Consider the following 12409-nt stretch of genomic DNA (forward strand, 5'->3'; position numbering starts at 1 on the left):
TTTATAACGAACGGCGAATGCATTCGGCGCTAGGCTATCAATCACCCAATAAATTCGAAGCACAACTCGCTCGGCAAGCGGCTTAAATCTGGAAACCCGATTGGTCCAGCCCAAGGGGTTCAGTCCATTTGCTGGGAAATTTGCACGTAATTCTGACCCACGTTTAGAACACAATCCTACTTATCTTGATGAGTAGGAGATTGGAGTGATCGACGTGGCATTACTAGGCATTATTCGACGCTGGCACATTCGTGACCAGGTCCCCTTGAGAGAGATCGCCAGAAGGCTGGGCATCTCACGCAACACCGTCCGGCGCTATCTGCGCTCGGAAATCACAGAGCCGGCCTACGCGGAGCGGCAAACAACCAGTGCCATCGATAAATATGCTTTCCAGCTTTCGGGCTGGTTAAAGACGGAGGCAGGCAAAAACCGCAAGCAACGACGCAGCCTGAAACAACTGCACTTGGATCTGAAGGAATTGGGATTCGAGGGGTCGTACGACCGGGTGGCAGCCTTTGCCAGGCAGTGGAAGGTGGATCAAACTGACCGGGTCAATTCAGCAAGCAAAAGAACAGTCAATCTTCGCTGGACTTCCCCCCCATTCTAGATACCTCAGTCGATCTGATATTCCCTCGTACAAAATTTTCACTACCTGTTCATCCCACGGGGAATACACACATCTTTCATTTTCTGGGCATTCGAAATTACAAAGCTACTCAATGGCAAGCGCAAATAAAACAACCGAGCGCCAAGTAATGTCTCATGCAAATTCGCCTCCCATCAGCTCTAATTTCAATTTTAAATATTTTAATTAAGTAACCTTAAAAGATTTATTTGACAGGTTATTTAATTAAGGCGTAATGTGCCATTCTTATTACAAGGTATGCGGCCCTTTGGCCTTTTAAGGAGAAAATATGTCGATTGAAAATGTGAACGTAGTGCTGGCCCATGGTGCGTGGGCTGACGGATCAAGCTGGGCCAAGGTCGTTACTGCGCTCAAGGCGAAGGGAATTCAAGCGTCAGTTGCCCCGCTTCCTTTGACGTCACTGCCAGACGACGTAGCCGCAGTCCTCCGATCGGTTGAGCGGGCTGCGGGACCTGTTGTCTTGGTGGGACATGCCTACGCCGGCGCCGTTATCGCTGAAGCCCGGTCTGAGAAGATCAAGGCGCTTGTTTATGTTGCGGCACTAGCTCCCGATGAAGGAGAGAAGGTCGCAGATGTATTTTACAGAGCCGAACCACACGCTCTAGCGCCTAAACTCGCACCCGATCAAAACGGCCTCATATGGCTGCCCGAAGATGGGTTCCCGGCAGCCTTTGCGCAAAACGCCTCGGCAGACGAGTTGGCGATACTCGCTGCAGTACAGAGACCTATTTCACCTGTCTGCATAATGGTTCCTGTGTCCAGGCCACTTTGGAAGGATGTTCCCGCATGGTTCTTGATTGCCGAGGAGGACCGGATGATCGTTGCGGAGACTCAGCGCTTCATGGCTGAGCGTATGAAAGCGCGAATACGGTCCCATCGCGTGGATCACTCTCCGAGCGTCACTGCTCCCGCTGTCGTCGTCGACATCATCGTCGATGCAATCCTCGCAACGATTCCCACCTAGCAATCAACGACCGCAATAGTGAGAGGCCCACAGTGCCTCTCCTATCCTGAAAGAAATTTCTTGATTCAAACTAATCTCGCACATTTTTAAGTAACCCGTTAAAAACATATTGACAGGTTATTTAATCAAGAAGATACTGGCGTTGTTGTATCCAAAGAGGTTTCATAACGCTCGTAAAGGAGAATCACCATGGCCACGATCACATACCAAACCGCCGACGTAAACGGATTCAAAATTTCTTATCGCGAAGCCGGGACTTCCGGCAACCCAAAACTGCTGCTTTTGCATGGTTTCCCAAGTGCTGGGCATATGTTTCGGGACCTCATCCCGTTATTGGCTGATCGGTTCCATATCGTTGCGCCCGACTTGCCTGGTTTTGGCCAGTCAGATATGCCGGCTCACGACAAATTCGCCTACACGTTTGATAACCTGGCCAACGTGATCGAGAGTTTCACGGAGACCGTCGGTTTTGATCGCTTTGCGGTCTATGTGTTTGACTACGGCGCACCTGTGGGTTTCAGGCTGGCGATGCGGCATCCTGAACGGATTACCGGGATCATTTCTCAGAACGGTAATGCATATCTGGAAGGACTTAGTGATGGTTGGAACCCTATCAAAGCTTACTGGCAGGATGCGTCAGAAGCGAATCGCAATGCACTCCGTGCGTTCCTCGCGCCAGAAACAACTCGCTGGCAATATACCCACGGAGTGAGTGACACAAAAGCAGTGTCCCCAGATGGCCAAGGCCTCGACAACTTCTATCTTGCGCGTCCAGGTGCCGCCGAAGTTCAACTTGATCTGTTCGGCGATTACAAGAGCAACGTAGCACTCTATCCGGATTTTCAGAAATATTTCCGTACGCACAAACCGAAATTTTTGGCGGTATGGGGCAAGAATGACCCATTCTTTTTACCTCCTGGCGCAGAAGCATTCAAGCGAGACATTCCAAATGCCGATGTGCGCTTTTTCGACACAGGCCATTTTGCCCTAGAAACGCATAGCAGGGAAATTGCTGAAGCGATCAGCGAAGTTTTCAGCAAGGCGTAGGGACCGTCATCAAAGCAGATAGTGAGGGTCGCTACCCAATCCTTGCTGTCGGCGGATACCGCTCACCCGCATGGAGCGGTATCCAAGCCCTCCATCCAAAGTCATTTTTACAAGGAATTAGCATGAGCCGCATTGTACGTATACATGAATATGGCAACGCCAGTGTTCTTAAGATCGAGAACTTAGAGGTACCAGCTCCTGCGTCCGACGAAGTTCAAATTGCAGTCAAGGCGATAGGGATCAATCGCGCAGAAGTAATGTTCCGTAATCACGCGTATCTGCAGGAAGCAGAATTTCCGAGTCGCCTCGGATATGAGGCAGCAGGCGTTGTATCAGCAATCGGCAGTGGCGTTAAGGATATCAACAAAGGCGATGCAGTCAGTATCGTTCCACCACTTGATATTGCCCGTTGGGGTACTTACGGTGAAGTCGTCAATGTACCTGCGCGGCTCGTGGTCAAGCATGCAAAAAACCTGTCTTTCGAAAAAGCCGCGGCAGTCTGGATGCAGTACGTCACTGCCTGGGGCGCGCTGGTGGATTACGGCAAGCTCACCAAGGGTGACTTCCTCATCGTAACCGCGGCCTCCAGTAGCGTCGCGTTGGCGGCAATTCAAATCGCACGGATGGTTGGCGCAATAGTGATCGCATCGACGCGCACCAGCAACAAGCGCCAGGCTCTGATTGATGCCGGCGCGCATCATGTCGTGGCTGTTGACGAGGAAGATATTGTTCAACGGGTCATGGAAATCACCGGTGGAGTTGGTGCCAGGCTAGCGTTTGATCCGGTGGTCGGGCCTTCGTTTGACAAGTTGGCCGCCAGTTTGGCTCGCGGCGGAACACTCATCCAGTACGGTGCTCTTAGCCCTGAACCGACGCCGTTTCCGCCATTCACGGTTCTTGGTAAGAGCTTGACCTTGAGGGGGTATCTTTACAGCGAGGTGGTGTCTGACGACGCCGCTCTTGAACGTGCGAAGGATTTCATCAATGGCGGACTGGAGTCAGGCGCGCTGGCCCCATTGATTGCCAAAATTTTCCGGCTTGATCAAATTCAAGAAGCGCATCTGTTTCTGGAGTCGAATACTCAGGTAGGCAAAGTTATCGTAACCGTGTAGTCGGGAGCAGGAACGATTTCTCACAGCTCAATGACTTCTCTGGCGCCAGACGCCTGGCACCGGAGACTTGCGTAGAGGAAGCCCATAAACGTTCTGGAGGTTCGCTGTTTACCTCTGTCCCGCGACAGAAAGCCTGGCGACAAGGGCTAGGTCTGGACGCCGTCGTCCTTATGCATCACCTTACTTTTTAACGCTTTTAGGAGAAAAACCATGTCAAAATCTGTCGCAATTGTCACTGGCGCAAGTTCAGGGATCGGAAAAGCTACGGCCCTTCGCCTCGCTCGTGATTTTAGTTCCATTGTCCTCGCCGCACGGGATGGGGAAAGCTTGGCCAGTGTCGGAGAGCAGGTCCAGGCCCTGGGCGCGGAGCCTCTCGTGCTGGAACTTGATTTGATGGCAGCTACAGCGGCCGAAACGGTGGTTAATGCAACCATCGAGCGCTTTGGCCGTATCGACGCATTGGTCAATGTCGCGGGAGCTGTACCCGGACTCGACGTGTTCCAGATGACCGACGATCAGTGGAACACAGGGATGGAGCTCAAATTTCACGGCGCGCGCCGACTGACGATTCGTGCATGGGACGCATTGAAATCGTCTAAAGGTTCCGTAGTATTTATTTCTGGCAACGCTGCTGTCATCCCAAAAGCAGGCGCTGCAGCCGTGGGATCAATCAACGCCGCCATCGAAGCGCTAGCCAAGGCCTTTGCCGAAAAAGGAATTGAGGATGGGGTGCAGGTCAATAGTGTGTCTCCCGGCGCAATCATGACAAGTCGCAGGCTTGGGATGATTGAGAAGGCGGCTGCCGCCAAAGGCATCACATTAGAACAGGCCAAACATGCTTTCCTGGTTCAAGCTGGTGTGAGTCGCTTCGGGGAACCAGAGGAGATTGGAGATCTGATTGGATTCCTGGTTTCTCCACCCGCAAAATGGATGACTGGTTCTGTCGTGCGCATAGACGGTGGTGAAGTAAAGTCAGTCTAACTGCAGGTCACGATATTGCTTCTGGCGGTGCATCGCCCCATTCAGGTGGCGGGGTACCGGCTAGGAGCGACGGCAGTAAGCGTAGCTGCCAATACACGTCAAGGACGTCAATTCAGCTGCAGCAATATGGATAAGAAAATTTCCGTCCATTTTGGTCAAGAACTATGCAGTTGCCCAAGTTGATCCAAATACCTCCTTGTCACAGAATCTATAATATTTTTGCTTTAGCTGATCCGCTTATATATTCTTTTGGCGCTAGGTGCTCCATCGTCTGCTTTGCCCAAACGAGCTCGATGCGCAGCTTGCTTTGCTCGGTTGCCGCAAGTCGCCATACTGCACCAGCGACGACTTCGCCGTGGCGTGCGATCCAGAAATACCATTGTGCATGCTATCCCTTCGCATCCTTTCACCCTCGCAAAATCCTCAAAGCAAATAAGTTGCGCCATTGCTCTTGCGATTGGTAACAACAGCGCGCCTGGTGAATGCCATCGCCGTTGCACATTCCATCGCAATGCAGAGCCGGCAGCCTCGCCGAAGGCCGTGCCATCAACCAGGATCTGGCCAAATTCCTGGTCTTTTTCCAGGATCTTGTTGAGGGGGAGCAAATCATTGATCACCGCAGCATCCAGCACCCTACCCTTGTGATCGAGCACAAATCGCCGGAACCATTCACGCAGGTTGCGCGCTTGTCCAGCGATAGCGTCCAGGTCCCGCTGATTGGAGCCACGCTTAAGTAACGCTAGCACATCCTCTGGGACAAGTTTCGATTGCTTGAGCCAATCCACCAATCCTCCTCCCGTTCCTAGCCAGTCAATCGGCGTATCACCCGGGATCGCAATGGAATTGAGAAAATCAAGAGCGACATCATCTGCAAGAATAATTGCAGGCTCGCGGACATCTGTCATCTCGGCTGGCTCCTTCTTACAAAGCATATTTGGTTCATCTATGACAATCACATTTAGTAACCCTCAAAACACAAATTGACAAGTTACTAAATATTACATACACTGTCCGTAGGAACAGCATCTTTCCCGAAATTATTTCTTTTTTAGCGCGTTTCCTGAAGGTTTTTCACTTTTTCATCATCAGATTTAATAACCTGTTAAAACGAAATTGATAGGAATATCATAGTAGCTAATAGACATACGGCAACCTGTTTTTTTGAAAACGACTGTGTTGCAAACAAATGCTGAAGAGGTCGTATCATGGGACAACAGAAAGTAAGTTCTGAGCGGGTAAGTCTATTTTCTGATGGCGTGTTTGCAGTCATCATCACGATTCTCGTACTGGATCTCAAAGTTCCCGCAACAGAGACATTCAGCAACCTCTTGTCCTTATGGCCTACCGGCCTCAGCTACGCGATCAGCTATTTTTTTGTTGCGATCGTATGGGTCAATCACCATCATCTGTTCCGCTTTGCCGACACCGCGACATATCGGTTGATATGGGTCAACTTTGCACACCTTTTCATGGTCTCGCTCGTCCCTTTTTCTACATCCTGGATGGCCAAAAGCCATCTTGCTGCAGTTCCGACAGCGCTCTACGCGACGGTTTTCGTGTTGGTCAATGCAACCTATATAGGCTTGTGCTGGGAGGCCGTTCATCGGTCGCCGGAAGTAGATGTCCCTGAGAACATACGCAACATGATGCGTATGCGTTCTATTGCTACTCTTATCCTCTTCGCCGTCGCAGCAGGTGTATCTCTCATATCTCCCTTCTGTGGAATCGCGCTAATAAGTATTTGCCTGCTCCTTTACCTTCGTCCTTAAACATCACGGCGCCCAGCTCTCATGCCTGGCTTAATGGAAAATGTGATGCAGGCCTCCATCGATCACCAGACGTCAGTATTCGATACGACCTTTAGCAAGCAAGCATTCCAAGACCGTCGAACTTATACATCTGGACCATTCTCGGACGCTAGGCGACGACGACGAGTGCACGTATTAACCTTTCAACAAATACATAGTAACCCGTTAAAATGAACTTGACAAGTTACTTTATTTGCTTATACTGATTAAATCAATGATTGATTAACTGTCGTCGCAAGGAATTAAAATGGACATCACGCAATATCGTAAAGTTGATGTAGATGGCTTTGGCATCTTTTACCGAGAAGCAGGTCCGGCAGATGCTCCGGTGCTATTGCTATTGCACGGATTCCCTAGTGCTGGGCATATGTTTCGAGATCTGATTCCGACGCTCTCCCACCGCTACCATGTGATTGCGCCGGACTTGCCAGGATTCGGGCAATCGGACATGCCCTCCGAAACTGAATTCGAATATACGTTCAGAAATCTTGCCAAGGTTATTGGTCGATTCGCCGAAATAATAGGTTTGGATCAATTCGCTTTGTATGTCTTTGATTATGGCGCGCCGGTAGGATTGCGTGTGGCCGTTAATCATCCTGAGCGTATCACCGCCATTATTTCTCAGAACGGCAACGCTTACGAAGATGGCTTAAGTGCTGGATGGAATTCGATGAAAGAGTATTGGCGGACACCAACCAGGGAGGTTCGTGATTCTTTTCGATCCGCCTTCACAATCGACTCGACACGTTATCAATACCTGCAGGGCGTAACCGACCCTTCAACCGTTTCTCCCGATGGCATCGTCATGGATGATTACTATCTCGCTCGCCCGGGTGCACACGAAGTACAGTTAGCCTTCTTCCTGGACTATGGAACGAACGTATCAATGTATCCCGAATTCCAAAGATATCTCAGAACTTACCAGCCGCCCCTCCTAGCGGTGTGGGGGAAGAATGACCCGTACTTCTTGCCTGCCGGTGCTATAGCGTTCAAAACAGATATCCCTTCAGCTGAGATACATTTGTTCGACACAGGACATTTTGCGCTGGAAACACATGCATCGCAAATCGGTGAAATCATCGACGATTTTCTGCTGCGCGAGCTTCGCGTGTCAACAGCGAAAAAATCCAGCACGACCCAGTTTGTTTAGCACGGTGCAACCAGCAAATTACTTAATCAATTCTTCAAGAGAGAATCAACATGACGACCCCGATGATCCTCACCGCATTTTTCTTTAATCCCCAGGGGGATCACCGGATGTCCTGGCGTCATCCACAAGCTCGCGGCCCAGAAATTTTTGATCTCGAATACTATCAAGAGCTGGCACAAGCCGCGGAGTACGCGAAACTTGACGCGATCTTTATCGCCGACCATGTGGGCATGTGGGACACTTTCGAAAGTAACGTGGCGCATTATGCAAATGCAAGGTTAGAACCGATTACCCTTTTATCAGCGTTAGCTGCGGTCACCAAGCATATCGGATTGATCGGAACGGCATCAGCATCGTACTCGGAGCCATACAACCTGGCTCGCGCGTTCGCATCGCTGGATCATCTCAGTAAAGGCAGGGCATCCTGGAACGTAGTTACCTCTGCGATGAATGAAGAGGCAATGAATTTCGGACGAGACGGGAATATCGAGCATGCTTTCCGTTACGAACGTGCAGGCGAGTTCCTTGACACGGCCAAAGCATTGTGGGACAGCATTGAAGATGAAGCGCTTTTATTTGACAAGGAAACTGGATTCTTCGCGGACCCGTCAAAGATTCATCGCATTGAACACATAGGTAAGCATTTCAAAGTGCGCGGTCCGTTAAACGTCCCTCGCCCTGTGCAGGGCCATCCCGTTATCGTTCAGGCTGGTTCATCCGAAGATGGCAAAGCCTTGGCAGCCAAACATGCCGACATTAATTTTTCTTTAGTACGGACAATCGAGGAGGGTCAGCGCTACCGGAAAGACTTTGATGAACGACTATTCCAAAACGGGCGTAGTCCGTCTAGTCTAAAGATACTTCCTGGAATTTTACCGCTTGTTTGCAGTTCGGCGGCCGAGGCAAAGGAAAAGCAGGAGTTCCTCAATACATTAACGCCAGAACGGGTTGGTATCGACCTGGTGTCTAGTTGGTGCGGTGTCGATCTGTCGAAATTCCCGATTGATGGCCAACTGCCAGCTTTACCGGAAGATGCAACATTTAACGGCCAGCGCACCAACCTTGACCGGGTTCGATCGTTTGCTAAAGAGAAGCTGACCATCCGTGAAGTTGCCCGGCGCGTGTCGACAGCTGGAACTGCACCGGTGATGGCAGGCACGCCGAAGGACATTGCGGACCAGATGGAAGCATGGTTCACGGCGGGTGCCGGCGACGGCTTCAACCTGATGTTCCCGGTTGTTCCGGAAGATTGGATCAATTTTACTAAGTTGGTTATCCCAGAATTACAACGCAGGGGTCTCACACCCACTGAATACGCTGACGGCACATTCAGGGATAGATTGGGGCTACCGCGCCCTATGAATCAATTTAGCAAGTTGCCAGTGAATAAGTAGTGATATTTTTTCCTGTTTATTGCGTTCTCAAGCCGGAAAAATCTTAAGATACTTAGATGTTTGCAAAAATGACCTGCATCTCCATAATAAGGAAAAGCAATACCTGGAAGTGTGATCGTTTTATGGATGCAAATTATTTCTTGAAGACGCGGCTAGCTCGGATCAACGCAAACTTGTGGAGTGTCCATGCCGCGAGATAGAGAGCATGGGAAGCAGCGCGTGGCGTAATCCACAATGTTAACAGGGATAGTTTCACTTAAAGAGGATCCCGTTCGCAAACTGAGTATCCAAATGTCTATTGTATTGGGTATAGGCGAGAACGGCGACGGCTTGGTAGCTTCGTTGGCGCAATAGACCTCCTAATACAATCTGCTCAGGCTTTGCGATCACTGGCATCAAACAGATATCGCAAGGCTTTTTTTTATTAGCATCTCTCATATCAACACTCTCCACCTCCATTTTGCGACAGGCTAGTCAGCTAAGTTGAGAATTTTTCATCAAAATAACCAGTTAACAATAATTTGACAAGTTACAATGTAAAAAGTAACCTGTTGAATCTGTCAATTAGGTTACAAATTTAGACCGCGTTAGATGCAATGAGTTCTCGGCGAACGAAGCCCAGATACTTTCACTGTATGCATGTAATTTAAATTGTCAGGCACATGCCCTGGATAGGTAGCAGGACCAGGGCCACGTATGTTCTGCTATATCAAACCCAAACTTAAAGGTTCTGTATGAATTCAAGTATTCGATTGGCTGCGCTAACGGTTTTCCTATCCGGTATTGTCTGCATGGGAGCAAGTGCGCAAGAACCTCCAATTCCACGCAACAGATTGCTAGAGGCGCCGGTTTCCCACGGTTTAGCCGTGGAACCAGTCCTCAAGACCTCAACGACTGTCCTTGGCCAGCCGATTGATTACACAAAAACTACCGCTCCTGAGGTAGTTTCGGTAGTTCAAGTGTTTCAGCCAGGTGGCGAAACGGGATGGCATTATCACCTCCATTCCAGCCACATTTATGTACTTGAAGGAACATTAGAACTAGAGATGCTTGATGGTACAAAGCGCGAGTTCAAGACGGGACAAGGCTACATGGAATCAGTGAACGTTTGGCACAACGGTCGTAACAAGGGCTCACAGCCACTTCGACTGTTGGTCGTCAGCTTTATCGAAAAAGAAAAATCGAATAACGTGTTCGGCAAAACGGAATAATTCCAGGAGCTTTTGTCTGGAATCGCAAATTCCGAAGTGTTTGGAGGCGTTCTGGTTCTCGTTTGTGCAGATCGTCCCCTCACAAAATCCAAGGGGATTCGGGGCGGTATGGCGACTTGTTGGCTCAAATCCAGAACTACCGCCTGCTACCAGAGCATTCTCTACACGTCGCGCTGCCCGCCTAATTCAGACTATCGCCGAAGAAATATTGTGGCGCCAATGGCGTAAAGTGCGATGATAGCTGTGTAAAACCGGAGCGCTGCAGACCCGCTACTCCATCAAGAGCCAACATTCGCCAAGGAGGCAGGTGCTTCAGCCGAACGTCTTCCCTAGTTTGCAAGTTCGGTCAACCCACCGAGATCAACGGCACTACAGGCGTGCTGGCGACCTGCATCGCGACAGACCTTCATAATCGCTACCTCACGGCGCCCCTCCCTAATTCCTTGCTTCTGCTACACCACGTCCCTTCATGCCGATGTGCACACGGTCCGCGCTTGATCATTTCGTGAAAATAAATTGACATAAGAACGCCATTTTTTAAAAAATGGTAACTTACATCCAATCTAACCTTTGATATGGGCCATTCACACGATGCGCATCCTTGTTCTTTCTGATCTTCATCATGAGCAGTGGCGCGAATTTGCACCTGTTATAGACCCATCCATCAGCTTGCCAGATGTCGTTGTCTTGGCCGGAGACATCAACAACGGTTCTAATGCAATTAAATGGGCTTCGTCAACGTTTTCTGGCCTGCCAGTCCTGTACGTCCAGGGAAATCATGAGGCGTATGGCTACGATATGGGGCAGGCCGAATCGGAGGTGGCCGCTGCCTGTCAGGCGTCCGACAACATCCAATTACTGAGTTGCAGCGAGAGTATTATTGCCGGCGTCCGGTTTCTTGGCACCACACTGTGGACAGATTTTGAGCTATTTGGGCCAAACGCTCAACCTGCCGCTATGCGCGCGAGCGAAGACGCATTGGCGGACTATCGGCGCATCCGCAAAGGGCCAAGATATCTCACCGCCGAAGATACCGCATCGGTCCACATAACCCAAAAAACTTGGCTGGATAAGAAACTGGACGAATCCTTTCCTGGATCTACCGTAGTGATCACACACATGGCCCCATCGAAATCGTCGGTAGTCAAGCGCTACTCCGAAGATCTGGTCTCTGCTGCCTTTGCGTCACGACTGGATAAAATGGTCATGCGAGCCGATTTATGGATACATGGGCACATGCACAATTCCAGTGACTACCACATCGGGAAATGCAGAGTTGTCTGCAATCCCTGTGGCTACCGGACTAATGACGGAAGGCGCGAAAATCCTTCGTTCAACCCAAATCTCATTGTCGTAATCGAGTAAATCAAGTGGACTACATCAAAGGCATATAAATCCCCAAGCACAAAGACCGTGCTGCCCGTTGACCCGGGCGCATGCTTATCTGTCGATAGCCCAGCGGTGCACTGAGCTATCAACAATTGAGTTACTTAACGGCGGGAAAATCGACGTCAGTATCATTGATACGATTGAACGTATTGGTGAAGATCGTCATGGCGATGGCCATCGATATTTCGACTAACTGTTCATCGGTGTAACCAGCCGCGCGAATCGCGACAAGTTCGCTCTCGCTGATAGTTCCGCTGGTTTTTTGCAAGTTCAGTACGAACTTTACCAGCGCATCGCGCTTGGCCTCACCTGTTGCCTGACCGGCACGAATCTGCTTGAGCGCTTCAGGCGACAATCCGGTCATTTTGCCCAGCAGCGTATGTGCGGCGACGCAATAGTCACAGCCAGTCTGTTCGCTGATCAGCAGCTTGATGGTTTCCAGGTCTTGCTTGCTCAGGCTGCCCGACGCCAGGACACCTTCGGCGTTCAATGCTGCAGCCAATGTTGCCGGCGCCAGATAACCCATGGCGGCGAACAGATTGGGCACGCTACCTCCAGCAATTTTGCGTACTTGAGCATACACGTCAGCGGTTGCGCCAGTGGCTAAGTCGACGGCGGGAATTGTAATACGGCTCATGGTAAGACTCCTTCAGTGGTTATTTGGAGCCTCTACTTTACGTGCCGAGCCTGATTTTTATAAGCCTCGA

Annotated in this window: 11 protein-coding genes and 1 pseudogene; 10 read left to right on the forward strand and 2 right to left on the reverse strand. The window is 50.2% G+C overall.

Translation table 11 applies throughout. The annotated features are described in order from the left end of the window. Positions 1-205: 205 nt before the first annotated feature. The 5 genes and pseudogenes from ACO0LO_RS10220 to ACO0LO_RS10240 all read left to right on the forward strand — a co-directional run. A pseudogene (locus ACO0LO_RS10220) lies at positions 206-544 on the forward strand (helix-turn-helix domain-containing protein); the annotation flags it as partial. 370 nt (positions 545-914) lie between these two features. Beyond that, positions 915-1610, forward strand: coding sequence for an alpha/beta fold hydrolase (locus ACO0LO_RS10225; RefSeq protein WP_422964123.1), 696 nt, complete (start codon positions 915-917; stop codon positions 1608-1610). A 189-nt stretch (positions 1611-1799) separates the two neighbouring features. Then, positions 1800-2657, forward strand: a complete 858-nt coding sequence (locus ACO0LO_RS10230; RefSeq protein WP_422964124.1) for an alpha/beta fold hydrolase — start codon at positions 1800-1802, stop codon at positions 2655-2657. A 122-nt stretch (positions 2658-2779) separates the two neighbouring features. Continuing rightward, entirely contained in the window at positions 2780-3769 is a 990-nt protein-coding gene (locus ACO0LO_RS10235) for a zinc-dependent alcohol dehydrogenase family protein (protein WP_422964125.1), read from the forward strand. A gap of 210 nt (positions 3770-3979) precedes the next feature. Further along, positions 3980-4750: an SDR family oxidoreductase gene (locus ACO0LO_RS10240; RefSeq protein WP_422964126.1), complete on the forward strand. Its 771-nt coding sequence runs from the start codon at positions 3980-3982 to the stop codon at positions 4748-4750. 224 nt (positions 4751-4974) lie between these two features. On the opposite strand, the gene ACO0LO_RS10245 is transcribed toward ACO0LO_RS10240, so the two are convergent. Beyond that, on the reverse strand, positions 4975-5655 hold the full coding sequence (locus ACO0LO_RS10245) for a CGNR zinc finger domain-containing protein (protein WP_422964127.1): 681 nt from the start codon (positions 5653-5655) through the stop codon (positions 4975-4977). A 300-nt stretch (positions 5656-5955) separates the two neighbouring features. Between ACO0LO_RS10245 and ACO0LO_RS10250 the strand changes: the two genes are divergently transcribed. From ACO0LO_RS10250 to ACO0LO_RS10270, 5 genes are all read left to right on the forward strand, one after another. Continuing rightward, complete coding sequence (locus ACO0LO_RS10250) at positions 5956-6519, forward strand: TMEM175 family protein (RefSeq protein ID WP_422964128.1); 564 nt, start codon at positions 5956-5958, stop codon at positions 6517-6519. 286 nt (positions 6520-6805) lie between these two features. After that, entirely contained in the window at positions 6806-7708 is a 903-nt protein-coding gene (locus tag ACO0LO_RS10255; protein WP_422964129.1) for an alpha/beta fold hydrolase, read from the forward strand. 50 nt (positions 7709-7758) lie between these two features. Continuing rightward, positions 7759-9102 (forward strand): LLM class flavin-dependent oxidoreductase, encoded by a 1344-nt coding sequence (locus ACO0LO_RS10260; RefSeq protein WP_422964130.1) that lies wholly within the window; start codon positions 7759-7761, stop codon positions 9100-9102. A 734-nt stretch (positions 9103-9836) separates the two neighbouring features. Then, entirely contained in the window at positions 9837-10313 is a 477-nt protein-coding gene (locus ACO0LO_RS10265) for a cupin domain-containing protein (protein WP_422964131.1), read from the forward strand. 591 nt (positions 10314-10904) lie between these two features. Continuing rightward, complete coding sequence (locus ACO0LO_RS10270) at positions 10905-11678, forward strand: metallophosphoesterase (protein ID WP_422964132.1); 774 nt, start codon at positions 10905-10907, stop codon at positions 11676-11678. Between the two features lie 121 nt (positions 11679-11799). On the opposite strand, the gene ACO0LO_RS10275 is transcribed toward ACO0LO_RS10270, so the two are convergent. After that, positions 11800-12339 carry a carboxymuconolactone decarboxylase family protein gene (locus ACO0LO_RS10275; RefSeq protein WP_422964133.1) on the reverse strand — a complete coding sequence of 180 codons (540 nt, stop codon included), beginning with the start codon at positions 12337-12339 and terminating at the stop codon, positions 11800-11802. Between the last annotated feature and the right edge of the window lie 70 nt (positions 12340-12409).

This window comes from Undibacterium sp. TJN25, assembly GCF_049339885.1.
Classification (GTDB): Bacteria; Pseudomonadota; Gammaproteobacteria; order Burkholderiales; family Burkholderiaceae_D; genus Undibacterium.